Genomic DNA, 26,334 nt, shown 5'->3' on the forward strand with positions numbered 1-26,334 from the left:
TCAACACGGAGCCCACGGGGGGCAGGCAGATGCAGCACAAGGACAACAACGGCAACCCCAACGGATTTGCCGCCAGCGAGAGCGCCGACGGCGTGTGGGTTCATCTCAAGCCCGCGCCCGGCCTGTGGGTGGCCGACGTGCCCGTGCCCGAGGGCCAGCCCGCTTGCGTGGTGGTGCAGCAGGGCCAGATGGTCTGGGTGGGGCCCGAGGCGCAGTTGCCTGCCGCCTACCAGGCATTGCCGCGCCATGATGCGCGGGGGGCACTGGCCACGCCTGGGCTGGTGGACTGCCACACCCACCTGGTCTACGGCGGCCAGCGCGCCAACGAATTCGCGATGCGCCTGGCCGGTGCCACCTATGAAGAAGTGGCCAAGGCGGGCGGGGGCATCGTCTCGTCGGTGAAGGCCACACGCGCAGCCACCGAAGACGAACTCTTTGACCAGGCCGCGCCGCGCCTGCAGGCCCTGCTGGCAGAAGGCGTATGCGCCATCGAGATCAAGTCCGGATACGGCCTGGCCTTGGAGAACGAACGCAAGCAGCTGCGCGTGGCCCGCCGCCTGGGCGAGGCGTTTGGCGTGGCGGTGCGCACCACCTTCCTGGGCGCGCACGCGCTGCCGCCCGAGTACGCAGGCCGCAGCCAAGCCTATGTCGATCTAGTCTGCAATGAGATGCTGCCCGCGCTGGCCGCCGAAGGCCTGGTGGATGCGGTCGATGTGTTCTGCGAACGCATCGCCTTCACGCTGGCCGAGACGGAACAGGTGTTCCAGGCCGCGCAAAAGCTCGGCATCCCCGTCAAGCTGCATGCCGAGCAGCTCTCGGACATGGGCGGCTCGGCGCTGGCCGCGCGCTATGGCGCGCTCTCGTGCGACCACATCGAGCACCTGTCGGCCGACGGCATTGCCGCCATGAAGGCCGCAGGCACCGTGGCCGTGCTGCTGCCCGGCGCCTACTACACGCTGCGCGACACGCACCTGCCGCCCATTGCGCAGCTGCGCGAAGCCGGCGTGCCCATGGCCGTCTCCACCGACCACAACCCCGGCACCTCGCCCGCGCTCAGCCTGCTGCTCATGGCCAACATGGCCTGCACGCTGTTCCGCCTGACGGTGCCCGAGGCGCTTGCGGGCATCACCACGCACGCCGCGCGCGCGCTGGGCCTGCAAGGCACGCATGGCCTGATCGCATCGGGGCGGCCTGCCAACTTTGTGCTCTGGCCGCTGCGCGAGGCGGCCGAGCTGGCCTACTGGTTTGGCCACCACCCCGCGTGCACCATCGTGCGGCAGGGGCGGGTGGTCGCGGAAGGAGTGCGCTGATGGCGGCACCTGCCACCCCCGAATTCCTGGCGGCGCTGGTGGATGCCCTGGGCGCCGACTGCGTGCAGGTGGGCGATGCCGTGCCCGCGCGCCACCACACCGACTGGAGTGGCACCGCCCCCGTGGCGCCTGCGGCCCTGGTGCGCCCGCGCAGTACCGAAGCCGTCTCGGCCCTGCTGAGCCTGTGCCATGCCCACCGCGTGCCCGTGGTGCCGCAGGGCGGCCTCACGGGGCTGGCGGGGGCGGCCGTGCCCAGCGCGGGCTGCGTGGCCCTGTCGCTGGACCGCATGAACGCCGTGGAGGTGCTCGATGCGCGCGCCGCCACGCTCACCGTGCAGGCAGGCGCCACCGTGCAGGCGGTGCAGGACGCGGCGCTGGCGGCCGGCTTGCAGTTTGGCGTGGACTTTGGCGCGCGCGGCTCGGCCCAGGTGGGTGGCGCCATTGCCACCAATGCCGGCGGCAACGGCGTGCTGCAGCACGGCATGATGCGCGAGCAGGTGCTGGGGCTGGAGGTGGTGCTGGCCGACGGCTCGGTGCTGCCCATGCTGCGCCCCATGCTCAAGAACAACACGGGCTACGACCTCAAGCAGTGTTTCATTGGCGCCGAGGGCACGCTGGGCGTGGTCACGCGCGCGGTGCTGCGCCTGCGGCCCCTGCCCGCAGCCCGCGCCACGGCACTGGTGGCGCTGCCGGACTTTGATGCGGCCCAGGGCCTGCTCGCGCGGCTGCAGGCACGATTCCCGGGCGCACTGTCGGCCTTTGAGCTGATGTGGCGCGACTTTGTGGCAGCGTCGCTGGCGTGGCAGAACCTGCGCGAGCCGTTCGATGCCGCCCATCCCTTCGTGGCGCTGGTGGACGTGGGCGGCCAGGACGAGGCCATGCTGCGCGATGCGCTCGAGGCCGTGCTGGGCGACGCCATGGCGGCGGGCGAGGCCATCGATGCCGCCATCGCGCAGTCGCAGGCGCAGGCCCGCGCGCTGTGGAAGATCCGCGAGGCCACGGCCGAGCTGCCCGCCCACATGCACCCGCCCATCAACTTCGACGTGAGCCTGCCGCTGGCCGACATCGGCCGCTTTGCCGATGCCTGCCGCGAAGCGCTGGCGGCGCGCTGGCCCGGGCACCACAGCCTGTTCTTCGGCCATGTGGGCGATGGCAACCTGCACCTGTCCACCGACGCGGCCACGGTGGATGGCGAGGAGGCCGCCGTGGAAGCGCTGGTCTACGCGCAGGTGGCGGCCTTTGGCGGCAGCGTGTCCGCCGAGCATGGCATCGGCCTGCACAAGAAACCTTATCTCAGCGCCAGCCGCACGCCGGCCGAACTGGCGGCCATGCGCGCCATCAAGCGGGCGCTCGACCCTTTGAACCTGATGAACCCCGGCAAGGTGTTCGACCTGTGAGCCTATCCAACGTGACCGATTCCTCCACCCCTATCGCCGGCCGCCTGTTCGCGGCCGATGCGCTGTTGCCCACCGGCTGGGCGCGCAATGTGCTGCTGCAGTGGGATGCCACGGGCCGCCTGCTGTCTGTGGCGCCGGATGCTGCGCCGGGCGATGCCCCGCAGGCACGCGGCCCGGTGGTCCCCGGCATGCCCAACCTGCATTCGCACGCGTTCCAGCGCGCGTTTGTGGGCCTCACGGAATACCGGGGCGAAAGCCAGGACAGCTTCTGGAGCTGGCGCAACCTGATGTACCGCTTTGCCGCGCGCATCACGCCCGAATCGCTGGAGGCCATTGCCACCTGGCTTTATATCGAGATGCTGGAGGCGGGCTACACCAGCGTGTGCGAGTTCCACTACGTGCACCACGACCAGGACGGCCGGCCCTATGCCGACGACGCCACGCTGTCGTTGGCGCTGCTGCGCGCGGCGCACAACGCGGGCATGGGCATCACGCTGCTGCCGGTGCTCTACCAGACCAGCGGGTTTGGCGCCAAGCCGCCGCGTGCGGACCAGGCCCGCTTTATTCGCAGCACGGACAACATGCTCTCCTTATTGGAGCGCTTGGCGCCCGCCACGCGGGCGCAGGGTGGTGTTCTGGGCCTGGCCCCGCATTCGTTGCGCGCCGTGCCGCCCGATAGCCTGGCCGCCGCCGTGCAGGGCCTGACCGCGCTGAACCCCCAGGCCCCCATCCACATCCACATCGCCGAGCAGACGCAGGAGGTGGAGGACTGCATCGCCTGGAGCGGCCAGCGCCCCGTGCAATGGCTGCTGGAGCACGCGCCGGTGGATGAACGCTGGTGCCTGGTGCATGCCACGCACATGACGCCACAGGAGTACCTGGATGCCGCGCGCACGGGCGCCGTGGCCGGCATCTGCCCCACCACGGAGGCGAACCTGGGTGACGGCATCTTCGACATGCCGCTGTGGCTGCAGCACGGCGGCCGCTGGGGTGTGGGCTCGGACAGCCATGCCTGCGTGAACGCGGCCGAGGAGCTGCTGATGCTCGAATACGGCCAGCGCCTGTCGCTGCGCCAGCGCAATGTGCTGGCCAGCCCCGGCCAGGCCGAGGTGGCCACGGCCATGACCCTGCAGGCGGTGCAGGGCGGGGCGCAAGCATCCGGCCGTGCAATCGGCGGCTTGGCCGTGGGCCAGCAGGCGGACCTGGTGGCGCTGGATGCGCAGCATGTGGCACTTGCGGGCCTGCCCGCACACAGCATGCTCTCGTCCCATGTGTTTGGCAGCCACCGCACCTCGGCCATCGACAGCCTGTGGGTGGCCGGTGTGCAGCGTGTGTCGGAGGGTCGCCATGCTTTGCACGACACGGGTGCGCAGGCTTTCCTGGCTGCGCGCTCGGCCACCATTGCCGCTGACTGACTGACTGACTGACTCAATCCGTTCTGCCTGTACTTTCTTCTTTGCCATGACCGATACCGCTCCCCCACCGTTCACCTTCCACCAGGGCACCGCGCCCTTGCTCATCTCCATGCCCCACGCGGGCACCTATGTGCCGCCTGCGCTGGCCGCGCGCTTCACCGACGAAGCCCGCCACGTGCCCGACACGGACTGGCACATGGAGCGCCTCTACGCGTTTGCAAAAGACATGGGGGCGTCCATCCTGGTGGCCACGCATTCGCGCTATGTGGTGGACCTGAACCGCCCGCCCGATGGCGCGAGCCTGTACCCCGGCCAGAGCGTCACGGGCCTGTGCCCCGTGGACACCTTCGACGACACGCCCATCTACGCACAAGGCGATGTGCCGGGGGACGCCGAGGTGGCCGCGCGCCGCGATGCCGTCTGGGCGCCGTACCACGCGCAGCTGCGTGCCGAGCTGGACCGCATCCGCGCGCAGCACGGCGTGGCGGTGCTGTGGGATGCGCATTCCATCCGCTCCGTCCTGCCGCGTTTTTTTGAGGGCAAGCTGCCCGACCTGAACCTGGGCACGGCCGATGGCGCGAGCTGCGACCTGGCGCTGGCGCAGGAGCTGCTGGCCATCGCCCAGTCCGCACCCGGCTACACCGGCGTGCTCAATGGTCGCTTCAAGGGCGGGCACATCACGCGCCACTACGGCCAGCCCGCGCAGAACATCCACGCGGTGCAGCTGGAGATGACGCAGTGCAGCTACATGCAGGAGGTTTTGCCCTTTGACTACCTGCCCGAGGTGGCGGCGGGCGTGCAGCCCCACCTGCAGCGCATGCTGGCGGCGGCGCTGGCGTTTGCGCGGGCGCACGCCCGGGGCTGACCCGTCCCTGGCTTTACCTTCCGACAGCACGGTAGGGTCGGGGATCGGTGCTAGGATGGTTCGAGCGGCCTCACCTTGTTTGTGCAGGCCGCGCGGTGCGCCACCTGGCCACCTGTGCGGAAGGAGCCGCATCCTTATGGAAACTGCGGCTTATTACTACATGCCTTTGTTCAAGCCTGGCGCGGTCGTCCACCTGGGGAGCAGCCGCGAGACGGTGAGCCATGTGGTGGTGCGGCGCGGTGGCCTGATGGTGCACCTGGTGGGGCGTGATGCCCCTGTGCACCCCGACACGCTTCGGCTGGAGCCCAGTGCGTTTCAGCTCAGTCGGGTGCCTGGGTAAGGCCGTGCTGCATTGCCGCGCAGCAGCCCGGTAGCAGCAACAAGGCCCCGGTCAGCCCGCCGCCCGCTGGGCCATCGCTTCGCCCAGCTGAATGGGCCGTGCGGGCGCCCACTGGGGGTTGAACTGCAGCGGCCCCTCAGGGAACAGCATCACCACGGTGGAGCCGAGCAGAAAGCGGCCCATCTCTTCGCCCTTTTGCAGGCGCACCTGACCGGGGGCGTAGTCCCACTGGCGCAGTGTGCCGGGGCGGGGTGGGTTCACCTGGCCATGCCACACGGTGGCCATGCTGCCCACGATGGTGGCGCCCACCAGCACCAGCACAAACGGGCCCTGGGCCGACTCGAACACGCAGACCACGCGCTCGTTGCGCGCGAACAGGCCGGGCACGCCGCGCGCGGTGGTGGGGTTGACCGAGAACAGGTCGCCGGGCACATGGATCATGCGCGTCAGCTCGCCTGCGCAGGGCATGTGGATGCGGTGGTAGTCGCGCGGGCTCAGGTACAGCGTGGCGAAATGGCCGTTCTCGAAGCGCGCACCCAGCGCCGCGTCGCCGCCCACGAGGGCGGTGGTGGAATATGAGTGGCCCTTGGCCTGGAAGACCTGGTCCTTGGCAATGGGGCCGAACTGGCTGATGGCGCCGTCCACGGGGCAGACCAGGTCGGCATCGGCCAGTGGGCGCGCGCCGGGTTTGAGCGCGCGCGTGAAGAAGTCGTTGAAGCTGGCGTAGCTGGCGATGTCGGGGTTGGCCGCCTCGCCCATGTTCACGTTGTAGCGGCCCACAAACCAGCGGATCACCGAGGTGGTCAGGCCCCCCAGCCGGGCCGATGCGAACTTGCCCGCGAGGGTGGTCAGTGCCTGCTTGGGCAGGAGGTATTGCGGCAGAACTGCCAGGCGATCAGACACGGGCGAAACCCTCGAAGACGAAAGCGGATGATTCTATCGGCGCGGGGGCCTCCCCCGCACGGCTCAGACCCCGAGGTACTGGTCCAGCAGTTCGGGCTGCGCGTGCAGTGCATCCGAGCTGCCCTCGAACACCACCTGGCCCTTGACCAGGATGATGTTGCGGTCGGTGATCTGCGTGACATGTTTCCAGTTCTTGTCCACGATCACGCTGCTGATCCCGCTGTCCTTGATGAGGCTGCAGATGCGCCAGATTTCGCGCGCGATCAGCGGCGCCAGGCCCTCGGTGGCTTCGTCGAGGATGAGCACGTCGGGGTTGGTCATGAGCGCACGGCCGATGGTCAGCATCTGCTGCTCGCCGCCGCTGAGCTGCTGGCCGCCATGGCCCAGGCGCTCCTTCAGGCGCGGGAAGGTCTCCAGCACGCGCTCGTAGGTCCAGTCGCGCTGGCCGCGCGTGCCGGCGCGGGCGGCCATCTGCAAATTCTCGACCACGCTCAGGTTGCCGAAGATGCCACGGCCTTCAGGCACATAGGCAATACCCAGACGCGCCACCTCGTAGGGCGGCTTGCCCGTCATCTCGCGGCCCGCCACCGTGACGCTGCCCGCGCGCGGCTTGACCAGCCCCATCAGCGACTTGAGAAGGGTGCTCTTGCCCATGCCATTGCGGCCCATGAGGCCGATGGTCTCGCCCTGTCCCACGCTGAAGTCAATGCCGTGCAGGATGTGGCTGCTGCCGTAGAAGGTGTGGATGCCCCGGGCATCGATCCATGGAGCGCTGCTCATCAGTGGTCTTCTCCCAAATAGGCGGCTTGTACGCCCGCGTCGGCGCGCACCTCGGCCGGTGTGCCGTGTGCAATCACCTCGCCGTTGACCATCACCGTGAGGCGGTCGGCCAGCGCAAACACGGCGTCCATGTCGTGCTCCACCAGCATGATGGCGTGCGCGGGCTTGAGGCGCTGCAGCAAATCGACCATGCGCTCGGCCTCGGCCACACCCATGCCGGCCAGGGGCTCGTCGAGCAGTAGCACCTGGGGCTCCGTGGCCAGGGTCATGGCGATCTCCAGCTGGCGCTGCTCGCCATGGCTCATGGCCCCGGCAATCGCCGTGCGCCGGTCTTTGAGGCCAGAAAGCTCGATAGCGCTTTCCAGGCGTGCGGTAGTAGCTCTGTTTTTGATAGTGCTGGCGCGTGTGTCCTGCCACCAGCGCAGCGGGTTCCAGGGCTGCTGCGCATCGCGCGACTGGGCGGCCAGGCGCACGTTTTCATGCACGGTGAGCGGCAGGAAGATGTTGGTCTTCTGGTAGCTGCGGCCCAGGCCCTGGCGCGAGATGCGTTCGGGCGCCCAGCCGGTCACATCGGTGCCGCCCAGCAGCACCTGGCCCGAGGTGGGGGGCAGGTCGCCCGAGAGCAGGTTGGTCAGCGTGGACTTGCCCGCGCCGTTGGGGCCGATCACGGCGTGGATCTGGCCGCGCCAGAGGTCCACGGACACGCCGCCCACGGCGGCCAGGCCGCCAAAGCGCTTGATGAGCTGGCGGGCAGAGAGCAGGGCGTCAGCCATGGTGTGCGTCCTCCTGGGCCATGGCGCCCTTGCGTTGCCCCAGCATGCCCAGCAGCCCGCGTGGCGCGGCCACCACCACCAGCACGATGAAGCCGCCCATCAGCAACTGCCAGTGCTTGGTGATGTCCTTGAACACATGCAGCAGAACCTCGAATACAAAGGCGCCCACGATGGCCCCTGCGAAATTGCCCATGCCGCCCAGGATGACCATCATGATGGCGTGAGCGCTCATGTGAAACCCCATCAGCTCCGGGTTCACATAGCCCGTCTGCGCGCCCCACAGGTAGCCCGCCAGGCCTGCCAGCGCACCCGCCACGGTGAATGCGGTGAGCTTGTAGCCCTGCGTGCCAAAACCCATGGCGCGCATGCGGTGCTCGTTGATGCGGATGCCCGCGAGTGCCCGGCCCAACGGGCTCCAGAGCAGGCGGCGCAGCAGCGCATAGACGATGACCACCAGGGCGAGGGTGAAGTAATAGAAAGTCTTGCGGCCTTCCAGGTCGAACGGCAGCCAGCCGAAGAGGGAGGCATCGGGCCGGAAGTTGATGTACAGGCCGTCCGAGCCGCCCAGCACCTTGTTGTCGAAGAACAGGTAGAACACCATCTGCGCAAACGCCATCGTGACCATGATGAAGTAGATGCCGTGGGTGCGCACCACGAAGAAGCCGATGACCAGCGCCACCAGCCCCGCGCCGGCCACCGCCAGCGGCAGCGACCACCACAGGCTGACGGGCATGTCGGCCGGCGTGAGGAAGGCCAGCGCGTAGCCCGCCACGCCAAAGTAGGCGGCGTGGCCCAGCGACACCAGGCCGGTCACGCCCTGCAGCAGATCCAGGCTCATCGCGAAGATGGCCATGATCATCATGCGCGTGACCATCTGCACGTAGAAGTCGCTGCCCACCACGGGGAACAGCAGCAGCGCTGCCAGCCCTAGCGCGAGGGCAAACTGCACACTGCGCGGCAGCACTTCGATGTTGGCGCGAGGGGTGCTCATGAGGGGCTGCCGGGCTGGGAGGCGTAGGACATGCGCGAAGTGACAAGCATGGGGACCATCATTGTTTGAAAAGACCTTCGGGTTTCCACAGCAGCACGGCCGCCATCAGCATGTAGACCAGCATGCCCGCCATGGAGGGCAGCAGCACCTTGCCAAAAGTGTCCACCAGCCCCACCAGCAGGGCCGCAATGAGTGCCCCACGCACCGAGCCGATGCCGCCGATCACCACCACCACAAAACACATGATGAGCACGGATGCGCCCATGTTGGGATAGACGCTGGACACGGGCGCGGCCACCATGCCCGCCACCGCTGCCAGGCCCACGCCCAGTGCAAACACAATGGCATGGATGAGCTTGATGTTCACCCCCAGCGACTCGGCCATGTCGCGGTTGAACGCGCCCGCGCGGATCTTCATGCCCAGGCGGGTCTTGGAGATCAGCAGGTACAGGCCCAGCGCTAGCGCGATGCACACGCCCGAGATGAACAGCCGGTACACGGGGTAGGAGAGGGTGTCGGTCAGCGGAATGGACCAGTCCAGCATGGGGGGGATGGGCACGCCATGCACATCGTCGCCCCAGAGGATGGAGCGCAGTTCTTCAAAGATGTAGATCAGGCCGAAGGTCAGCAGCACCTGGTCGAGGTGGTCGCGGTGGTAGAAGTGGCGAAACAGCAGCCACTCCAGCGCCAGACCAAACAGCACGGAGAGCACAGCGCCACCCAGAATGGCGAGGGTGAGGCTGCCGAAGTGCCCTGACAGCGAGTAGCCCAGGTAAGCCCCCAGCATGTAGAAGCTGCCATGTGCCAGGTTCACCACGCCCATGATCCCGAAGATCAGCGTGAGGCCGGCCGCCAGCATGAACAGCAGCAGGCCGTACTGCACGCTGTTGAGCAGCTGGATCAGGAAAGTGGCGAAGTCCATGGAGGGCGAGGGTGCGGTGAGGGGGGAGTGCGAATGCAACAGGCCAGGCTGCGCGGCGCAAGGCCGGCAGCATGGGGCCCGCATGACATCCATGCGGGGGCGGTTCAGGAGGCGCGCGCCGTGCGGGCTCAGCCCATCCTGCAGCCGGTGCCGCTGTCGGCCAGGGCCTTGGCGGCCACGCCGATCACCTTGTTTTCCTTGTTGTCCACCTGGCGCAGGTAGATGTCCTGTACGGGGTTGTGGGCCCGGCTCATGGTCCACTTGCCGCGCGGGCTGTCGATGGTGGCGCTTTCCATGGCCTTGATGACGGCGGGCTTGGCGGACAGGTCACCCTTGACGGCGTTGGCGCCCTGCACCAGCAGCAGGCCAGTGTCGTAGCCCTGCACGGCGTACACGTCGGGCTGGCTGCGGAAGGCCTTGGCGTACTCCAGGCGGAACTGCTTGTTGCGCGGCGTGTCCAGCGAGTCGCTGTAGTGCATGGTGGTGATGATGCCGTCGGCTGCAGGGCCGGCGGCGTCGAGCACGCCTTCGGTCAGGAAGCCCGAGCCATACAGCGGGATCTTGCCCTTGAGGCCTGCGGCGGCGTAGTCCTTGATGAACTTGGCCGCGCCGCCACCGGCAAAGAAGCAGGCCACGGCATCGGGCTTGAGGGCTGCGATTTCGGTCAGCAGTGCCTGGAACTCCACATTGGGGAAGGGCAGGCCCAGTTCCTTGATGATGGTGCCGCCAGCCTTGGTGTAGCTTTCCTTGAAGCCTTCAAAGGCCTCGTCGCCGGCCGCGTACTTCCAGGTGATCCAGACGGCCTTCTTGTGGCCTTTTTCGACCATGGCCTTGCCCAGCGCCAGCGTGGGTTGCGAGTTGCTGAACGAGGTGCGGAACACATTGGGTGCACACAGCGCGCGAGTGGCGGCATGCACGCCTGCATTGGGGATGAGGTTGAGCACGCCGGTGTCGCGCGCCACCTTCTGGATACCCATCTGCACCCCGGAATGCACGGTGCCGATCAGCACATCCACCTTGTCGCGCTGCACCAGCTTGCTGGCGTTTTCCACGCCTTTGCTGGGCTCGGACTCATCGTCCACCTTGAACCACTCGATCTCGCGCCCGCCGAGCTTGCCGCCTTGCTGGTCGATGGCCAGGCGCACGCCGTTCTCGATGGCCACGCCCAACTGGGCAAAGGTGCCGGTATAAGGCAGCATGAAACCCACGCGCACCTTGCCGCTTTGGGCGCGCACGATGGAGGGCAGCAACAGCCCCGTGGATGCTGCGCCCACAAGGGCGGCGCTGCGGCTGATGACGAGGCGGCGGGTGGTCATGGGATGGGTCTCCTTTGTTTAGGCCTAAAGTAATTTACTTCAAGCATTCCGTGGTGAATACCTATGGGTTACCCGTACCGGCAGGGGCGGGTGTTGCCTTGCCAGGTCAAGCGCTCCAGGGGTCGGCAGCTTGGCGCGTTGCAGCCCGATCATCGGGGTGTTTGGACACTGGGACTGCAAAAACAAACATGAACTAAACTGCATTTTTTGATATTTTGTGCAGTATAGATCATGATTTCAGGGCTGCGCAGGCCTGTGGGGGCTGCCGGTATCAGTAGTTTCGAGCATAAGCCGCCCTTTTTGTGCCCTGGGTGGTGGATGCGGCGGTGGGCATGGCTGCGGCAGGGTGTTGTGGGGGCATGTGGGCCCTGGGCCCCGCCCAACGGCAAGCTCGGCGACACTGGCGGATTGCGGCGCGCGGGCTCTCTGGGCCTGCCTGTTTTGCTGCCGAATGGGTGCACGGCCGCGCTTGCTTCTTTCTTTTCCATGTCTTTTTCCGTTCCTCCACCCCCGTCTTCTTCGCCGCCGCCGGTGCGCATGCGTCTCGTGCGGTGGTTGCGCCACTTCTGGCCTGCACCACTGGGCATTGACGGCCGCGAACGGCTGCGTTTTATCGTGGGCGCGGTGGTTGGCGTGTTGCTGACGGCCTGGCTGAGCCGCTGGTGGGCGGGGGGCGGCAGTTCCGGCCCCTGGATGGTGGCTTCGCTGGGGGCCAGCGCGGTGCTGGTGTTCGGCATGCCATCAAGCCCGCTGGCCCAGCCCTGGCCTGTGCTGGGTGGCAGCACCTTGTCGGCCCTGGTGGGGGGGGCTTTGCGCGGCCCTGGTTCCCGATCCGGTGCTGGCGGGGGCGGTGGCCGTGGGCTTGGCCATTGCGCTCATGGTGCCGCTGCGCTGCCTGCACCCGCCGGGCGGCGCCATGGCGCTGTATGTGGTGCTGACCGCAGGCGATGGCTGGCACCTGGCGGCGTTTCCCATTCTGTTCAACGTGCTGGTGCTGCTGGTGGCTGCGGTGGTCTACAACGGGCTGACCGGGCGCCGCTACCCGCACCCGCAGCGTGCGGCGGCCCGCACCGACGTGGCCCAGGGGGCTTTCACGGCATCGGACGTGGATGCTGCGCTGGCGCACTACAACCAGGTGCTGGATGTGAGCCGCGCGGATCTGGAAGGGTTGCTGCACCTGGCAGGGCGCGCAGCGTTCCAGCGGACGCTGGGGGAGGTGCGCTGCTCGGACATCATGTCCCGGCCGCCGTTGGCGGTGGAGGCGGGTGTTTCGTTGAAGGATGCCTGGTCCTTGATGCGTGCCGAGCAGATTAAGGCGCTGCCCGTGGTGGATGCGCAGCGCCTGGTGGTGGGCATCGTGACGGTGGCGGACTTCATGCGCCTGGCCAACCTGGATGTACATGAAGGCCTGGGGCAGCGCCTGCGCACCCTGGTCATGGGGCGCGGCGGCCAGCCGCAGAACGTGGGCGAGATCATGTCTCACCCCGTGCAGGTGGCGCGCGTGGAACAACACGCCATGGATCTGGTCCCGCTGTTTTCCCAAGGGGGGCACCACCACATTCCCATCGTGGACGTGGACGATCGCCTGATGGGTGTGATCACACAGACGGATCTGGTGCGGACGCTGGCCCTGGCCGTGCAGGGGCGTGACGGTCCACCCGCCACTGCCCAAACGGGCCGATAGGCACAACAGGGCGCATCGCGGTACAATCGACAGGCTTTGCACAGCGCTTTTGCCTGTCCATTGAAGCCGTCTCCCCCGGCCGTCTGCCTGATCTGCGCCCCGGGTGCAGCGACTCCCACCGCCCGCAATGCACCGTGTGTCGAGCACCGACCACGTCGTGGCTACCGTGGTGGATGCACCAAGCGTTCAGGCGCTGATCACAGAATATTAGTTTTGAAGAGATAACGAACATGGCCAAAGAAGAACTCATTGAAATGCAAGGCTCCGTCACCGAAGTCTTGCCCGACTCGCGCTTTCGCGTCACGCTGGACAACGGTCACCAACTGATCGCCTACACGGGTGGCAAGATGCGCAAGCACCACATCCGCATCCTGGCGGGTGACAAGGTGTCCCTGGAAATGTCGCCTTACGACCTGACCAAGGGCCGCATCACCTTCCGCCACCTGGCTGGCCGTGGCCCTGGCCCGAGCAGCCGCTAAGCCATCGCCTGGTTGGTTTCATTGGTTTCATTGGTTTCATTGGTCTTTTTCAGCCTGAAGGGCTGATCCGTTTCTTGTTGTTCTCTCGTCCTCGCACGGCCTTGCCAGAGGCTGTGGATTTTCGGTTTGCTTGGGGTGTCTGCTGTTTTTCAAAAAAAATGCAAAAAGCAGGCATCGAACCAAAAAACAGAAAATTGGCGGGTTAGAATACGAGCTGTCGGAGCGTAGCGCAGCCTGGTAGCGCATCTGCTTTGGGAGCAGAGGGTCGCGAGTTCGAATCCCGCCGCTCCGACCAATGTTTGAAGGCCTTGCAGCACATGCTGCAAGGCCTTTTTTCTTGCCTGTTGCGGTGCTGGGCAAGTGACAGGGGCAAACGTCCTTACCATCGGGGCGTCCCGGATGGCACCGAAGCCCGGGGCGCTTCTGTCCAATCGCCGCCTGACTGGCCACGCCATGAAACGTTCTCTGTCTGCCCTTCTGTCTTCTGCTTCGAGACCACGGATGGGCGCCTTGGCCACCAGCGGCCTGCGCTATGACGCCGTGGATGCGCTGCGGGGGCTGGCCATGGTGTGGATGACCGTCTTCCACTTCTGTTTTGACCTGAGCCATTTTGGTTTCTGGCCGCAGAACTTCCGCGTGGACCCGTTCTGGACCACGCAGCGCACGTTCATCGTGAGCCTCTTTCTTTTCTGTGCGGGGCTGGGCCAGGCCATTGCGCTGCACCAGGCGCAAGGGTGGCTGCGTTTCGGGCGCCGCTGGATGCAGATCGCGGGTTGCGCGCTGCTGGTGACGGCAGGCTCTTTCGCCATGTTTCCGCAGAGCTTCATCTATTTCGGTGTTTTGCATGGCATGGCGGTGATGCTGCTCATTGCCCGGTGCACCGCCGGCTGGGGGCGGTGGCTGTGGCTGGCGGGGCTGGTGGCCGTGGCTTTGCCGCCCCTGGCACAGTATTTGTTGGTGGGCAGTGGGGCTGAGTTGGCGCCATGGCTCAATGGCCGCGCCCTCAACTGGCTGGGGCTGGTGTCGCACAAGCCCTTCACCGAAGACTACGTGCCTGTTTTGCCCTGGCTGGGCGTGATGTGGTGGGGGCTGGCCCTGGGCCAGTGGATGCTGGTCCGCCGGTCTGCGTTGCTGCGATGGCCGCTGCCGGGCGTTTGTCGGCCCCTGGCGGCCCTGGGGCGCTGGAGTCTGAGCTACTACATGCTTCACCAGCCCGTGATGATCGGGGGGCTGATGGCGGTGGCCTGGTGGGTGGGGCGTTTGTAGTTTGTAATCTGCTTGCCGCAAAAGGAGAGGATGGCATGCGCAGGTGCTGGGCCTGGGTGACGCACCGGGCGCAGATCACACCCCGAGTGGCCATAAAAAAACGCGGCCAGGGCCGCGTTTTTTTATGCATGAAGGCGCATCCCGTGCGGGATGCCGCCGGATCGATTACTCGACCTTGGCCTTGGCGCGCAGGTCTTCCTGGAACTTCGCCAGCTTTTGCTGTTGCAGCTGTTGGGCGACCTGGGGCTTGACTTCTTCCAGCTTGGGCAGTTCGGCCTGGCGCACGCCGTCCAGGCGGATCACGTGCCAGCCAAATTGGCTCTTCACGGGGGTGTCGGTCATCTTGCCCTTTTCGAGCTTGATGAGGGCTTCCGTGAATTCGCTCACGTAGCTGGCGGGGTTGGCCCAGTCCAGGTCGCCACCCTTGGCGCCGGAGCCTGGGTCCTTGGATTGCTTCTTGGCGATGTCTTCGAACTTGGCGCCCTTCTTGATGGACGCGATGATGGCCTTGGCGTCGGATTCCTTTTCCACCAGGATGTGGCTGGCCTTGTATTCCTTGCCGCCGTTGGCCGCCACGAACTTGTCGTACTCGGCCTGGATTTCGGCGTCGGTCACGGGGTTCTTCTTCTGGAAGTCGGCGAACAGTTCGCGGATCAGAATGGTCTGGCGGGCCAGGTCCAGCTGGGTCTTGTAGTCTGCCGAGGCTTCCAGGCCGCGCTTTTGCGCTTCCTGCATGAAGATTTCACGGGCAATGACTTCTTCCTTGATCTGGCCTTCGATGTCGGGCGTCACGGGGCGGCCCGAGCGTTCCACCTGTTGCTTGAGCGCTTCGACGCGTTCCTTCGGCACGGCCTTGCCATTGACGACGGCAACGTTCTGGGCGGAAGCGGGCAGGGCCAACGTGCCCAGCACGGCAGCGGCGACGAGGCCGGACAGGAGCTGTTTCTTCATGCGAAATCCAAAAAATGAGAGGTTGTGTGCCAGCTGAAATCCGGCGACTGATGACTTGGGGCCGGCTCAGAGAACTTCAATGGCGAGGGCGTGAACGCCTTGGTCAATAAATTCTTGCAGCGCATCATACACAAGGCGGTGTTGCGCCACGCGGGGCCGTCCTGTAAAGAAAGGTGACGCAATCCGCACCCGGAAATGGGTGCCAAAGCCTGTGCCGTTGGCGCCGGCATGGCCTGCATGGGCGGCGCTTTCGTCCAGCACTTCCAGTTGGGTGGGGGCGAGCTTTGCCGCCAGGGCCTGGTGCATTTCTTGGGCAAGGGTTGTCATGGGGCGGCTTTCTCAGGCAGTGGGTTCGTCGCCCTTGAGGTGCGGCGCGATGTAGATGCCCTGGCCGATCAGGAAGATCAGCGGAAAGGCATAGCCCCAGAGCTTGAAGTCCACCCAGGCCTCGGTGCTGAAGTTGAGCACCACATAGGCGTTGATGGCGGACATGAAGGCGCAATAGACGATCCACGCCACGTTGAGCCGCAGCCACACCCGTTCGGGCAGGTCCAGCTGGCTGCCCAGCAGCATCTTGAGGAAGTTCTTCTTCATGGCCCACAGGGCCACGGCCAGCGCGAGTGACATGGCGCCATACAGCACCGTGGGCTTCCACTTGATGAACCGGTCGTCCTGCAGCACGAGCGTGAGCGTGCCAAACAGCAGGATGAGCGCCAGCGTGACTTTGTGCATGGTCTGCAGGCGGCGGTCGATGACATAGATCAGCGCCATTTGCGCCACGGTGGCGGCCATGAGCACGGCCGTGCCCACATAGATGCCATAGAACTTGTAGGCCCCGAAGAACAGCAGGATGGGGAAGAAGTCGATCAGGATTTTCATGGAGTCGGGGAAATTCTCGGCGGTCAGCCCTTGTTGGATTCGAAGTCGAGCGACGCGGAGTTCATGCAATAGCGCAGGCCCGTGGGGGCCGGTCCATCTTCGAACACATGGCCGAGATGGGCCCCGCATTGTGCACACACGGTCTCGGTGCGGACCATGCCGTGGCTGCGGTCCACGATTTCGGTGATGGCGCCGGGCACGGCCAGCGAGAAGCTGGGCCAGCCGCAGCCCGCGTCGAACTTGGTGTCCGAGTCAAACAGCTTGGCCGCGCAGCAGACGCAGTGGTAGCTGCCATCGGCCCAGTGGGCTTCGTATTTGCCCGTGAACGGGCGTTCGGTGGCGGCGTGGCGGGTGACCTGGAAGGCCACAGGCTCGGCGCCTTTTTCACGCAGCACGGCTTGCCATTCGGCGTCGGTCTTCTGGATGGGATGGGTCATGATGAACAGCTGATCTCGATGGAAGACGCCCAGTCGGGCGGGAAGGCGGCGTAGGCATCGTGCCCCGGGTGCTCGTCGAACGGGCGCTCCAGCAGCCGCTGCAAGGTGTGGAGTTCGCTGAAGTCGCCCAATTTCGCCGCCCGGATGGCCTGCTCGCCCAGGTGGTTGCGCAGCACGAACTTGGGGTTGGTTTTGAGCATCAAATCGGCCGCAAGCGCCCTGTCATCCAGCGCAAGCAGCTCTGAATAGGATAGCAACCAGGCGTCGAAGGCATCACGGTCGGCGAACAGGTCGCGCACCGGTTCGAAGTCGCTGCTGCCCACGGCGTGCGAGAGCCGGCGCCAGAAGATCGTGTAGTCCACGCCATTCTTGGCCAGGAGCAGCAAGATGCCGTCTATCAATGCCGCATCCTGCTCGCGCACGGTGGCCAGGCCCAGCTTGGCGCGCATGCGGGCCATGAATGCTTCGGGAAACACGGCTTTGTAGGATTCCAGGGCCGCCTTGGCCAGTTCCTCGTCGCCGATCAGCGGCAGCAGCGCCTGCGCCAGGCAGAACAGATTCCAGTACGCCACGTTGGGTTGGCGGTTGTAGGCATAGCGGCCCTGCGTGTCGCTGTGGTTGCACACATGGCCGGGCACGAAGGCATCCAGGAACTGGAACGGGCCATAGTCGATCGTGAGGCCCAGGATGCTCATGTTGTCGGTGTTCATCACCCCATGGCAAAAACCCACGGCCTGCCACTGGGCCATGAGGCGCGCGGTGCGCTCGCTCACCGCCTGCAGCAGGGCGGCATAGGCATTGCCGCCGAAGTCCGGGGTGCCCCGGCATTCGGGGTAATAGCGGTCGATGACGTAGTCGGCCAGCGTTTGCAGCGGGGTTTCCTGGCCGTTGGCGGCAAAGTGCTCGAAATGCCCGAAGCGCACGAAGCTGGGCGCCACGCGTGTGACCACGGCGGCGGTCTCGACTTCTTCGCGCCGCACCGGGGCGGGCGAGCCGGTGATGCACAGCGCCCGCGATGTGGGAATGCCCAGGCCGTGCATGGCCTCGCTGCACAGGAACTCGCGGATGCTGGAGCGCAGCACCGCGCGGCCGTCCCCCATGCGGGAGTAGGGCGTGCGGCCCGCGCCCTTGAGCTGGATTTCGTGGCCGCTGGCCGTCTCGCCGAGCAGGATGGCCCTACCGTCGCCCAACTGCCCGGCCCAGATGCCAAACTGGTGGCCGCTGTACACGCTGGCCAAGGGGCGCGAGCCCGCCAGCAGCGTGTTGCCGGTGAAGGCCTGCAGCGCTTCGTTGCTGCCCAGCCAGGCGGTGTCGAGCCCGATCAGGCGCGCCACATCGGGGCTGGTGCCTACCCAGTGGGGGGCGGGCAGCGGGGTGGGGCGCAGTGCGGTGTAGAAGGCAGGCCCCAGGGCGGCAAAACCGTGGTTCCAGTCCAGGCCCAGGTCGGTGGTGGTCTCGCTGTGGTCGGCGCTCGGGTTCATGGCTCCATTCATGGCGGTGATTGTCTCGCACCGCCGATGGCCCGAAGCGGGCAGGGCCATATGGCCTGGTCAGGTTCTCCAGGCTCTCAAGGCGCGGCTTCGGACTCCGCCTGCAGCAGCACCTGGGCGCGGTACTGGCCGGGCGGCATGCCAAACCAGCGCTTGCAGGCGCGGAACAGGTTGCTCTGGTCGGAAAAACCCAGCAGATCGGCAATCTCGGCCAGGCTGCGGCGTTCGTCGCTCAGGTGCTGGCGCGCGAGTTCGCGGCGGGTGTCGTCCAGCAGCTGCTGGTAGCTCACCGACTCGGCCTGCAGGCGCCGCTGCAGGGTGCGGTCGGTCAGGTGCAGGCGCACGGCGATGTCCTCGCGCCGGGGTTCGCCCAGGTGCAGCACGCGGGCGATTTCGGTGCGCACCCGGGTGCTGGCCAGGGTCTGGCCGAGCTGGCCCAGCTCCGTCTCGACCAGCCGCTCGTGCAGGGCCCACAGGCTGGGGTTGTGGGTGGGGATGGGGGCCAGCAGGTCGGCCTCCGACAGCAGGAAGCGGTTGGCGGGCTGGCCAAAACGCGGCAACACGCCGAAGGCTGCACGGTAGCGGCTGTCTTCGGCAGGCGGCGGCGTGATGAACTCCACGGCCAAAGGCACCGGCTCGCGCCGGGTGAGCCAGCCGCACAGCATGAACAGGGTCAGTACCGCGAATTCGACGCGCTGGCGCGGGATGGGCCGGGTGGCTCCGATGTGGCTGATTGCCAGCCAGTAGCCTTGGCCGCGCGGGTCGCGCTTCATCTCAAAGGTGGTGGCGTCCGAGATCAGCGCCATCTGCCGCTGCAGGTGCTCGAAGCCCACCAGCAGGTTGGGGCCGGAGGCCAGCGCGTAGCCCACCAGGTCCACGTTGCCGTAGCGCGCCGCCAGGTCCCGCTCCAGGCCCAGGCCCGGGCGGCCGTAGCGGGCCGCTGCGGCCTCCCACAGCCGGCTCACGCGGTCCACGTCCACACGGGTCTGGGGCTGCTGCTGCAGGGCCGGCAGGTCGATGCCGGCTTCGGTGCACAGTTCGGCCGCCGGCAGGCCTTCTGCCGTGAACATGTCGGCGATGCCACGCACCCACGCGGCGGAACTGGTGCGCTGTGTCATGGGCGGTTCATGGGCAGGCAGCCTGCTCAGGGTTAACGCGAGGGTGGTGTTCTGAAGTCACTGTTTTGGCGCGGTTGCGATAGTGGGCCGGCGGCGATGCATTCGCACAATCGTCGCTGAGGTCAGGCCCTGCCGCAAGTGTGACGCTTCGCTGAGGTTTGCCCCATTCCTAAAAACCCCAAAGGAGACAAGACATGATCGATTTGCGCAAGCGTGTGCCATGGCTGGGGGCGGTGGTGTCCGTGCTGGCCCTGGCCGGTTGTGGTGGTGGTTCGGGCTCGGCACCCGAGGTGCGCGAAACGGTGTACGGCACCGTGCGTGGCGTGGACGACAGCGCCGTCACCGGCACCTATGCCTGGAAGGGCCTGCCTTTCGCCAAGCCGCCCGTGGGGGATCTGCGCTGGCAGCCGCCTGCCGAACCCGCCGCCTGGACTGGCGAGCGCAGCGCCACGCGTTTTGGCAATGCCTGCCTGCAGATGGGGCGCCTGTACGGGCCTGGGGCCAACAACCGCTTTGACGACACCATCGGCCAGACCCTGGGCACGCCCGTGGGCGACGAGGATTGCCTGACGCTGAACATCTGGCGCCCGGCGACCAACCAGGACAACCTGCCGGTGCTGTTGTTCCTGCATGGCGGCAGCGCCATCTCGGGCTACACGGCCGACCCGGTGTACGACGGCGCGGCCCTGGCACGCACGGCCAATGCCGTGGTGGTCACGGCCAACTACCGGCTCGATGTGCTGGGCTTCCTCCAGCTGCCGCAACTGCACAGTGGCAGCCAGGCGTACACGGGCAACTATGCGCTGCTGGACAACGTGCAGGCGCTGACCTTCATCCAGCGCAACATCGCCAAGTTTGGCGGCAACGCGGGCAATGTGACGCTGATGGGGCAGTCGGCGGGCGCGATCAACGCGCTGGCGCTGCTCACCGCGCCCCAGGCCGCAGGCCTGTTCCACAAGATCGTGCCCATCAGCGGGGGCATCTCGCTGGCCAGCAACCTGCCGGCAGGATCCATTCCCACGCTCAATCCGGCGGCGAAGTATGCGGCCCAGTCAGGGGCCTTGCTGGCCGCACTGGCGCTGGCCGATGGCCTGGCGCCCGATGCGGCCGCCGCTGCCACGTTGGTGGCGGGCTGGACGCCTGCGCAAACCGCCAGCTACCTGCGCGGCAAGGACGGCCGTGTGGTGCTGCAGACGGTGCTGCAAAAGGGCCTCACGGGGTCGGGGCCGATTCCCGACGGTGTGGTGGTGCCGGCCAACCCCATTGCAGAGATGGCTGCGGGCCGCTACCACAAGGTGCCCGTGCTGTCGGGCTACACCCTGGACGAGGCCAAGCTCTTCGCGCCCTTCCTTGCGCTGCTGGGCGGCAAGCCGGGCCTGAAGATCAGCGATGCGGAGCGCTTTGCGATGACGCAGGGTTTCAACCCCGACGCCCCGACCACGCTCTCGGTGGCGGACATCATTGACCCTTCGTACCTGCCGGTCACGGCGCCATCAACGGGCTACAACGCCCGCATGAAGCTGCTGGGCAGCGTGTTCTTTGAACCCAGCCGCGACAACCTGCTGGGCACGCTGCGCACCCAGCAAGCCAGCGTGTGGAGCTACCAGTTCAACTGGGCCCAGCAGCCTGCGCCCTGGGCGGATGTGTATGGCGCGGCCCATGGCTTTGACCTGCCCTTTGTCTTTGGCAACTTCGGCCCATCGTTGCTGGCCAAGGCCGCCAACAGCATGGCCAACCAGCCGGGGCGCCTGGCGCTCTCAGCCGTGATGATGGACAGCCTGCGCGCCTTCGTGCACACCGGCAACCCCAACCACGCTGGCCTGGGCCAGGAGTGGCAGCCCTGGCCGCGCAAATTTATCTTCGATGCGGACCAGAAGGCCACGCGCCTGAGCGTTCAGTGAAGACCCAGCGCCTGATGCAGTTTCCCATGTCCGTTCATGCTGCAGCCGTGGCCGTGAGGTATGCACCCAGCGCCTCGTCGTCCACGATGGCCACCTTGCCAAAATCCAGCGACACGATGCCCAGCTCTTCCAGCGTGCGCAGCACGCGGTTCACCGTCTGGCGCGACAGGCCCACCAACTGGCCCAGCTCGTCCTGCGTGAGGTTGAGCCGGCGCGTGCTGCGCCAGAACAGGCGGCTCAGGTACAACGCCACGCGGTGCTCGGTGGACTGCGTGCGGCCGGCCTCGATGATGGTCATGGCCTGGCCCAGGCGCATGTTCAGGTGCAGCACCAGGAACTGGTTGAACGCCAGGCTGCTGTCGCGCAGCGTGGCAAACAGTGGCAGGGGCAGGCACAGCAGCGTGGTGGGCCGCAGCGCCACCACGTGGTATTTGCGGGGCTCGGGCTTCATGGCGGAGCCCTCGCCAAACCACTCGCCGTCGGGCACGCCGATGAAGGCCGAAGACCGGCCCTTGCTGGCCGGGCTTTGCAGCATCACCAGGCCCGACAGCACCGCATGCCAGCCCTGCACCGCACTGCCCGCCGGCATCATGATTTCGCCCTTGTCGCCCTGCACGGCAAACACCTCGCCGCGCAGGCGCTCCTGCAGTACCGCGGGCACGCTGGCAAACCAGGGCTGGGTTTCGATGAAACGCTGGGCAGTGGGCGCAAAGCAGTGCATGCGCCGGATTGTCGCTGCATTGGCCGGGGCCATGCAGGGTAATCCCTGTGCGTTTGTCAACGGGACGACAGGTGTTGGCAAGCGCCGAGGCCGGGCGCACACTGCCATGCTGTGGATGGCGCGCGAGGTGTCTGCCGGGGCGTCCGGCCACGGCCCGCGTGACACCGGTGCGGCCCCTGCCGCGCTACGATGATCTTTCCCTTCACTACAACATTCAAGGAGCACCCATGTTGGGCCTGATGCAAAGTCAACCGTTGCTGATCTCGTCGCTGATCGAGTTCGCCGAACGCCACCATGGCGACGCCGAAATCGTGTCGCGCCGGGTAGAGGGTGACATTCATCGCTACACCTACCGCGACCTGGCGGCGCGCGCGCGCTGCCTGGCCAACGCGCTGGACGATCTGCAGCTGCAGTTCAGCGACCGCGTGGCCACGCTGGCCTGGAACGGTTATCGCCACATGGAGATGTACTTCGGCGTCTCCGGCTCGGGCCGCGTGCTGCACACCGTCAACCCGCGCCTGCACCCAGACCAGATCGCATGGATCGTCAACCACGCCGAAGACCAGGTGCTGTGCTTCGACCTCAGCTTTCTGCCCCTGGTGCAGGCCGTGCACGCCAAGTGCCCCACCGTGAAGAAGTGGGTGGCCCTGTGCGATGCCGACAGGCTGCCGGCAGATTCCGGCATTCCGGGCCTGTCGAGCTACGAGGACTGGATCGGCGCGCAATCGGCCGACTACGCCTGGCCCGAGTTCGACGAGAACTCCGCTTCGAGCATGTGCTACACCAGCGGCACCACGGGCAACCCCAAGGCGGCGCTGTACAGCCACCGCTCGACCACGCTGCATGCCTATGCCGCCGCGCTGCCGGACGTGATGTGCCTGTCGGCCCGCGACTCCGTGCTGCCCGTGGTGCCGATGTTCCACGTCAACGCCTGGGGCATTCCGTACTCGGCCGCGCTCACGGGCTGCAAGCTGGTGTTCCCAGGCCCGGCCATGGACGGCAAATCCATCTACGAACTCATCGAGGCCGAGAAGGTCACCTACGCCGCAGGCGTGCCCACCGTGTGGCAGATGATGCTGGGCCACATGAAGCCTGCGGGCCTGAAATTCTCCACGCTCAAGCGCACGGTGATTGGCGGTTCGGCCTGCCCGCCGGCCATGATCCATGCCTTCAAGGAAGACTACGGCGTGGAAGTTCTGCACGCCTGGGGCATGACCGAGATGAGCCCGCTGGGCACGCTGTGCACGCTCAAGAACAAGCACCTGGCCATGCCCAAGGACGAGCAGATGAAGGTCCTGCTCAAGCAGGGCCGCGCGATCTACGGCGTGGACATGAAGATCGTCGGCGGCGACGGTGAGGAGCTGCCCTGGGATGGCAAGACCTATGGCGACCTGCTGGTCAAGGGGCCGTGGATCGTGGACAGCTACTTCAAGGGCGAGGGTGGCCATCCACTCGTCAAGGACAAGCAAGGTCGGGGCTGGTTCCCCACGGGCGACGTGGCCACCATCGATGCCGACGGCTTCATGCAGATCACCGACCGCAGCAAGGACGTGATCAAGTCGGGCGGCGAGTGGATCAGCTCCATTGATATCGAAAACATTGCGATGGCCCATCCCGCCATTGCCATGGCGGCGTGTGTGGGTATGCCGCACCCCAAGTGGGACGAGCGCCCCATCGTGGCCGTGGTCAAGCGCCCCGGCTCCGAAGTCACGCGCGAGGAGCTGCTGGCGTTCTACGAGGGCAAGACCGCCAAGTGGCAGATCCCCGATGACGTGGTGTTTGTCGATGCCATTCCACTGGGGGCCACCGGCAAGATGCTCAAGACAAAACTGCGCGAGCAGCTCAAGGATTACAAGCTTCCGGGCTTGTGAAAGCTGCGTCCTCGGCCTCGCCAGTCCTCTTGATGGCCCTTGCGGTTGTCGAAACTGGCGCGGCCCAGGCCAGTGCACCCGTGGAGCTGGCTTTGCCAGGCCACCGGGTGCGTCTCCCTCCCGAAGGAGAGGGGGAAGGCGCGCAGCGCCACAGGGGGTGACACCCAGTCCAGTCACGTGTGCGACGCTGGTAGGGGCAATCCCTGAGCATCGCTTTGTTGCAACGCGGTACGCTGCGTTGTGTCGATTCACTAGGAGACAAAACCATGAAATTTGCTATTAAGGCTGTAGCAGCCTCGGTAATTCTGGCAAGCGCTGGCGGGGCGTTCGCTCAAAAGGGCGAAACAGTGAAGATCGCTTGGCTGGACCCGCTGTCGGGCCTGATGGCAGCCGTCGGAACGAACCAGCTCAAGAGCTTCCAGTTCATCTCCGAAGAGTTCAACAAGAAGAACGCCGCAGGGGTCAAATTCGAGATCATCGGCATCGACAACAAGCTCAGCCCGCAAGAGACCACCAGCGCCCTGCGCTCGGCCATGGACCAGGGCGCGCGCTATGTGGTGCAGGGCAATGGATCGGGCCCCGCGCTCGCTATCATGGACGCGCTGGAAAAGCACAACGCGCGCAACCCCGGCAAGGAAGTCCTGTTCCTGAACTACGCCGCGGTGGATCCCGACCTCACCAACAGCAAGTGCAGCTACTGGCATTTCCGCCTGGACGCAGACACCTCCATGAAGATGGAAGCGCTGACGACCTACATGAAGGATTTGCCCGAGGTCAAGAAGGTCTACCTGATCAACCAGAACTACTCGCACGGCCACCAGGTCTCGAAGTTCGCCAAGGAAATGATGCAGCGCAAGCGCCCCGACGTGCAGTTCGTCGGCGACGACCTGCACCCCCTGGCCCAGGTGCGCGACTTTGCCCCCTACATCGCCAAGATCAAGGCCTCGGGTGCCGACAGCGTGATCACCGGCAACTGGGGCTCTGACCTCGCACTGCTCATCAAGGCTGCCAACGATGCGGGCCTGAACAACGTCAACTTCTACACCTACTACGGCTCCGTCACCGGCAGCCCCACGGCCATGGGCGCAGCCGCTGCGGGCCGCGTGTACATGGTGGCCTATGCCCACATCAACCTGCCGGGCGAGCTCAACAAGATCGTGGTGGACTACAAGAAGAAGTTCAACGACGACATGTACACGGGCTCGGTCTACCACGCGTTCACGATGCTGTCGGAAGGCTTTGCCAAGGCCAAGTCCACTGACCCCGTCAAGGTGGCTGCAGTGTTCGAAGGCATGAAGTTCAAGAGCTTCAATGGCGAGGTCGAGATGCGCAAGACCGACCACCAGCTGCAGCAGGGCCTGTTCATCTCCAAGTGGGAAAAGGCGGGCGGCAAGTACCCCATCGATTCCGAAAACACCGGCTACACCTTCGTGCCCGTGAAGTACTACGAGCCCTATGTGGCCAGCACGCCCACGTCGTGCCAGATGAAGCGCCCGTAAGTCCTGCGCGACCGCTTCGAGGCCCGACCTGGCTCGGGCCTTTTTTTTACCCCTGCAGTGAAAAATTCCAATGAATCCTGAGTTTTTCGTGATCTCTTTGCTGAACGGCGTGAGCTACGGGCTCCTGCTGTTCATGCTGAGTTCCGGCCTTACGCTGATCTTCAGCATGATGGGCGTGCTCAACTTCGCGCACACCAGCTTCTACATGCTGGGTGCCTATTTCGCGTTCACCATCTCCGGGGTGGTGGGCTTCTGGCCGGCGCTGGTGCTGGCACCGCTGGTGGTGTTCGTGCTGGGCGCCGCGTTCGAGCGCTACTGCCTGCGCCGGGTGCACAAGTTCGGCCATGTGCCGGAGCTGCTGGTCACGTTCGGGCTTTCGTACCTGATCCTCGAAGTGGTGCAGCTGGTGTGGGGCCGCTCCACCGTGCCCTATGGCCTGCCCGAGCAACTGCAGGGGCCTCTGTTCTCGCTGTATGGCACACAGTTCCCCAAGTCGCGTTCGTTCGTGATGCTGGTGGCACTGCTGATGCTGGTGTCGGTCTGGCTGCTGCTGACGCGCACACGCATTGGCCTGGTGATCCAGGCGGCCCTCAAGTACCCCGAGATGGTCGAAGCGCTGGGCCACAACGTGCCCCGCGTGTTCATGCTGGTGTTTGGCGGCGGTGCCGCGCTGGCGGGCCTGGCGGGCGTGATCGGTGGCAACACCTATGTGACCGAGCCTGCAATGGCGGCCTCGGTGGGTTCCATCATCTTCGTGGTGGTGGTGGTGGGGGGCATGGGGTCGCTGGCGGGCGCCTTCCTGGCATCGCTGCTCATTGGGCTGGTGCAGACCTTTGCTGTGGCGCTGGACTACTCGCTGATCCATGCCTTCAAGGCTGTGGGCGTGGCGGTCACCGACCAGACCTTTGGCTACCCCTTGCTCAAACTCACGATCTCCCAGGTGGCGCCCATCCTGCCCTACCTGTTCCTCGTGCTGATCCTGATCTTCCGCCCCAAGGGCCTGCTGGGCACCCGGGAGGATTGATG

At 66.0% G+C, this 26,334-nt stretch carries 24 protein-coding genes, 1 tRNA gene and 1 pseudogene; 13 read left to right on the forward strand and 13 right to left on the reverse strand.

The features are described from left to right. The first annotated feature begins 29 nt into the window (after positions 1-29). The 5 genes from hutI to DBV10_RS15180 all read left to right on the forward strand — a co-directional run bounded on the left by hutI (position 30) and on the right by DBV10_RS15180 (position 5,327). The gene (hutI, locus tag DBV10_RS15160; protein ID WP_124514449.1) at positions 30-1,310 is read left to right on the forward strand and encodes an imidazolonepropionase; all 1,281 of its coding nucleotides are present in this window, start codon (positions 30-32) and stop codon (positions 1,308-1,310) included. Then, positions 1,310-2,707, forward strand: coding sequence for an FAD-binding oxidoreductase (locus DBV10_RS15165; protein WP_124514450.1), 1,398 nt, complete (start codon positions 1,310-1,312; stop codon positions 2,705-2,707). The genes hutI and DBV10_RS15165 overlap by 1 nt, the downstream gene beginning before the upstream one ends. 32 nt (positions 2,708-2,739) lie before the next feature. Continuing rightward, on the forward strand, positions 2,740-4,122 hold the full coding sequence (locus tag DBV10_RS15170) for a formimidoylglutamate deiminase (protein ID WP_124514486.1): 1,383 nt from the start codon (positions 2,740-2,742) through the stop codon (positions 4,120-4,122). Between the two features lie 46 nt (positions 4,123-4,168). Then, a complete protein-coding gene (gene hutG, locus DBV10_RS15175; protein WP_124514451.1) occupies positions 4,169-4,987 on the forward strand; it encodes an N-formylglutamate deformylase in 819 nt (272 codons plus the stop codon). A 136-nt stretch (positions 4,988-5,123) separates the two neighbouring features. After that, positions 5,124-5,327: a hypothetical protein gene (locus DBV10_RS15180; RefSeq protein WP_124514452.1), complete on the forward strand. Its 204-nt coding sequence runs from the start codon at positions 5,124-5,126 to the stop codon at positions 5,325-5,327. A 51-nt stretch (positions 5,328-5,378) separates the two neighbouring features. On the opposite strand, the gene asd is transcribed toward DBV10_RS15180, so the two are convergent. The 6 genes from asd to DBV10_RS15210 all read right to left on the reverse strand — a co-directional run bounded on the left by asd (position 5,379) and on the right by DBV10_RS15210 (position 11,012). Beyond that, complete coding sequence (gene asd, locus DBV10_RS15185) at positions 5,379-6,230, reverse strand: archaetidylserine decarboxylase (protein WP_124514453.1); 852 nt, start codon at positions 6,228-6,230, stop codon at positions 5,379-5,381. A gap of 63 nt (positions 6,231-6,293) precedes the next feature. Next, positions 6,294-7,010, reverse strand: coding sequence for an ABC transporter ATP-binding protein (locus DBV10_RS15190; protein ID WP_124514454.1), 717 nt, complete (start codon positions 7,008-7,010; stop codon positions 6,294-6,296). Next, the gene (locus DBV10_RS15195; protein ID WP_124514455.1) at positions 7,010-7,783 is read right to left on the reverse strand and encodes an ABC transporter ATP-binding protein; all 774 of its coding nucleotides are present in this window, start codon (positions 7,781-7,783) and stop codon (positions 7,010-7,012) included. The genes DBV10_RS15190 and DBV10_RS15195 overlap by 1 nt, the downstream gene beginning before the upstream one ends. Next, positions 7,776-8,774 carry a branched-chain amino acid ABC transporter permease gene (locus DBV10_RS15200; protein WP_124514456.1) on the reverse strand — a complete coding sequence of 333 codons (999 nt, stop codon included), beginning with the start codon at positions 8,772-8,774 and terminating at the stop codon, positions 7,776-7,778. Before DBV10_RS15200 ends, DBV10_RS15195 begins: the two co-directional genes overlap by 8 nt. A 58-nt stretch (positions 8,775-8,832) precedes the next feature. After that, entirely contained in the window at positions 8,833-9,696 is an 864-nt protein-coding gene (locus tag DBV10_RS15205; RefSeq protein ID WP_124514457.1) for a branched-chain amino acid ABC transporter permease, read from the reverse strand. 128 nt (positions 9,697-9,824) lie between these two features. Beyond that, a complete protein-coding gene (locus tag DBV10_RS15210; RefSeq protein ID WP_124514458.1) occupies positions 9,825-11,012 on the reverse strand; it encodes an ABC transporter substrate-binding protein in 1,188 nt (395 codons plus the stop codon). Between the two features lie 486 nt (positions 11,013-11,498). On the opposite strand from DBV10_RS15210, the pseudogene DBV10_RS15215 reads away from it, so the two are divergent. From DBV10_RS15215 to DBV10_RS15230, 4 genes and pseudogenes are all read left to right on the forward strand, one after another. Then, positions 11,499-12,696 (forward strand): annotated as a pseudogene (locus tag DBV10_RS15215) (HPP family protein). 230 nt (positions 12,697-12,926) lie between these two features. Next, a complete protein-coding gene (gene infA / locus DBV10_RS15220; protein WP_063460522.1) occupies positions 12,927-13,175 on the forward strand; it encodes a translation initiation factor IF-1 in 249 nt (82 codons plus the stop codon). A gap of 218 nt (positions 13,176-13,393) precedes the next feature. Then, a tRNA-Pro gene (locus DBV10_RS15225) sits at positions 13,394-13,470 on the forward strand. Between the two features lie 206 nt (positions 13,471-13,676). Then, a complete protein-coding gene (locus DBV10_RS15230) occupies positions 13,677-14,441 on the forward strand; it encodes a DUF1624 domain-containing protein (protein WP_124514487.1) in 765 nt (254 codons plus the stop codon). Positions 14,442-14,606: 165 nt separating this feature from the next. On the opposite strand, the gene DBV10_RS15235 is transcribed toward DBV10_RS15230, so the two are convergent. The 6 genes from DBV10_RS15235 to DBV10_RS15260 form a co-directional block, all read right to left on the reverse strand. Continuing rightward, the gene (locus tag DBV10_RS15235) at positions 14,607-15,392 is read right to left on the reverse strand and encodes a peptidylprolyl isomerase (RefSeq protein ID WP_124514459.1); all 786 of its coding nucleotides are present in this window, start codon (positions 15,390-15,392) and stop codon (positions 14,607-14,609) included. A 66-nt stretch (positions 15,393-15,458) separates the two neighbouring features. Then, complete coding sequence (locus DBV10_RS15240) at positions 15,459-15,719, reverse strand: BolA family transcriptional regulator (RefSeq protein WP_124514460.1); 261 nt, start codon at positions 15,717-15,719, stop codon at positions 15,459-15,461. Positions 15,720-15,731: 12 nt separating this feature from the next. Further along, complete coding sequence (locus DBV10_RS15245; protein WP_124514461.1) at positions 15,732-16,271, reverse strand: septation protein A; 540 nt, start codon at positions 16,269-16,271, stop codon at positions 15,732-15,734. A gap of 23 nt (positions 16,272-16,294) precedes the next feature. Further along, positions 16,295-16,708 (reverse strand): peptide-methionine (R)-S-oxide reductase MsrB, encoded by a 414-nt coding sequence (gene msrB / locus DBV10_RS15250; protein WP_124514462.1) that lies wholly within the window; start codon positions 16,706-16,708, stop codon positions 16,295-16,297. Continuing rightward, positions 16,705-18,189 (reverse strand): YdiU family protein, encoded by a 1,485-nt coding sequence (locus tag DBV10_RS15255; protein ID WP_124514463.1) that lies wholly within the window; start codon positions 18,187-18,189, stop codon positions 16,705-16,707. The genes msrB and DBV10_RS15255 overlap by 4 nt, the downstream gene beginning before the upstream one ends. A gap of 86 nt (positions 18,190-18,275) precedes the next feature. Beyond that, the gene (locus DBV10_RS15260; protein ID WP_233589944.1) at positions 18,276-19,316 is read right to left on the reverse strand and encodes an AraC family transcriptional regulator; all 1,041 of its coding nucleotides are present in this window, start codon (positions 19,314-19,316) and stop codon (positions 18,276-18,278) included. A 194-nt stretch (positions 19,317-19,510) separates the two neighbouring features. On the opposite strand from DBV10_RS15260, the gene DBV10_RS15265 reads away from it, so the two are divergent. Further along, a complete protein-coding gene (locus tag DBV10_RS15265; RefSeq protein ID WP_124514464.1) occupies positions 19,511-21,217 on the forward strand; it encodes a carboxylesterase/lipase family protein in 1,707 nt (568 codons plus the stop codon). A gap of 34 nt (positions 21,218-21,251) precedes the next feature. Here DBV10_RS15265 and DBV10_RS15270 read toward each other — a convergent pair whose 3' ends face one another. After that, positions 21,252-21,938, reverse strand: coding sequence for a Crp/Fnr family transcriptional regulator (locus tag DBV10_RS15270; protein WP_124514489.1), 687 nt, complete (start codon positions 21,936-21,938; stop codon positions 21,252-21,254). A 227-nt stretch (positions 21,939-22,165) separates the two neighbouring features. Here DBV10_RS15270 and DBV10_RS15275 point away from each other — a divergent pair, with 227 nt between their 5' ends. The 3 genes from DBV10_RS15275 (at position 22,166) to DBV10_RS15285 (ending at position 26,332) form a co-directional block, all read left to right on the forward strand. Next, entirely contained in the window at positions 22,166-23,809 is a 1,644-nt protein-coding gene (locus DBV10_RS15275) for a 3-(methylthio)propionyl-CoA ligase (protein WP_124514465.1), read from the forward strand. Positions 23,810-24,075: 266 nt separating this feature from the next. Then, positions 24,076-25,308: a branched-chain amino acid ABC transporter substrate-binding protein gene (locus DBV10_RS15280; RefSeq protein WP_124514466.1), complete on the forward strand. Its 1,233-nt coding sequence runs from the start codon at positions 24,076-24,078 to the stop codon at positions 25,306-25,308. Between the two features lie 70 nt (positions 25,309-25,378). Beyond that, complete coding sequence (locus DBV10_RS15285; protein WP_124514467.1) at positions 25,379-26,332, forward strand: branched-chain amino acid ABC transporter permease; 954 nt, start codon at positions 25,379-25,381, stop codon at positions 26,330-26,332. Positions 26,333-26,334: the final 2 nt, after the last annotated feature.

This window comes from Acidovorax sp. FJL06, from assembly GCF_003852545.1.
Classification (GTDB): Bacteria; Pseudomonadota; Gammaproteobacteria; order Burkholderiales; family Burkholderiaceae_C; genus Acidovorax.

Excerpts from the sequence above, each read along its gene's own strand:
- DBV10_RS15235 (WP_124514459.1), bottom strand. The coding sequence starts at position 15,392 with ATGAAGAAACAGCTCCTGTCCGGCCTCGTCGCCGCTGCCGTGCTGGGC.
- DBV10_RS15210 (WP_124514458.1), bottom strand. The coding sequence starts at position 11,012 with ATGACCACCCGCCGCCTCGTCATCAGCCGCAGCGCCGCCCTTGTGGGC.
- DBV10_RS15285 (WP_124514467.1), top strand. The coding sequence starts at position 25,379 with ATGAATCCTGAGTTTTTCGTGATCTCTTTGCTGAACGGCGTGAGCTAC.
- DBV10_RS15195 (WP_124514455.1), bottom strand. The coding sequence starts at position 7,783 with ATGGCTGACGCCCTGCTCTCTGCCCGCCAGCTCATCAAGCGCTTTGGC.
- DBV10_RS15230 (WP_124514487.1), top strand. The coding sequence starts at position 13,677 with ATGGGCGCCTTGGCCACCAGCGGCCTGCGCTATGACGCCGTGGATGCG.
- DBV10_RS15240 (WP_124514460.1), bottom strand. The coding sequence starts at position 15,719 with ATGACAACCCTTGCCCAAGAAATGCACCAGGCCCTGGCGGCAAAGCTC.
- msrB (WP_124514462.1), bottom strand. The coding sequence starts at position 16,708 with ATGACCCATCCCATCCAGAAGACCGACGCCGAATGGCAAGCCGTGCTG.
- hutG (WP_124514451.1), top strand. The coding sequence starts at position 4,169 with ATGACCGATACCGCTCCCCCACCGTTCACCTTCCACCAGGGCACCGCG.
- DBV10_RS15260 (WP_233589944.1), bottom strand. The coding sequence starts at position 19,316 with ATGACACAGCGCACCAGTTCCGCCGCGTGGGTGCGTGGCATCGCCGAC.
- DBV10_RS15255 (WP_124514463.1), bottom strand. The coding sequence starts at position 18,189 with ATGAACCCGAGCGCCGACCACAGCGAGACCACCACCGACCTGGGCCTG.
- infA (WP_063460522.1), top strand. The coding sequence starts at position 12,927 with ATGGCCAAAGAAGAACTCATTGAAATGCAAGGCTCCGTCACCGAAGTC.
- DBV10_RS15265 (WP_124514464.1), top strand. The coding sequence starts at position 19,511 with ATGATCGATTTGCGCAAGCGTGTGCCATGGCTGGGGGCGGTGGTGTCC.
- DBV10_RS15200 (WP_124514456.1), bottom strand. The coding sequence starts at position 8,774 with ATGAGCACCCCTCGCGCCAACATCGAAGTGCTGCCGCGCAGTGTGCAG.
- DBV10_RS15165 (WP_124514450.1), top strand. The coding sequence starts at position 1,310 with ATGGCGGCACCTGCCACCCCCGAATTCCTGGCGGCGCTGGTGGATGCC.
- DBV10_RS15190 (WP_124514454.1), bottom strand. The coding sequence starts at position 7,010 with ATGAGCAGCGCTCCATGGATCGATGCCCGGGGCATCCACACCTTCTAC.
- DBV10_RS15275 (WP_124514465.1), top strand. The coding sequence starts at position 22,166 with ATGTTGGGCCTGATGCAAAGTCAACCGTTGCTGATCTCGTCGCTGATC.
- DBV10_RS15270 (WP_124514489.1), bottom strand. The coding sequence starts at position 21,938 with ATGCACTGCTTTGCGCCCACTGCCCAGCGTTTCATCGAAACCCAGCCC.
- DBV10_RS15245 (WP_124514461.1), bottom strand. The coding sequence starts at position 16,271 with ATGAAAATCCTGATCGACTTCTTCCCCATCCTGCTGTTCTTCGGGGCC.
- DBV10_RS15180 (WP_124514452.1), top strand. The coding sequence starts at position 5,124 with ATGGAAACTGCGGCTTATTACTACATGCCTTTGTTCAAGCCTGGCGCG.
- DBV10_RS15205 (WP_124514457.1), bottom strand. The coding sequence starts at position 9,696 with ATGGACTTCGCCACTTTCCTGATCCAGCTGCTCAACAGCGTGCAGTAC.
- hutI (WP_124514449.1), top strand. The coding sequence starts at position 30 with ATGCAGCACAAGGACAACAACGGCAACCCCAACGGATTTGCCGCCAGC.
- DBV10_RS15280 (WP_124514466.1), top strand. The coding sequence starts at position 24,076 with ATGAAATTTGCTATTAAGGCTGTAGCAGCCTCGGTAATTCTGGCAAGC.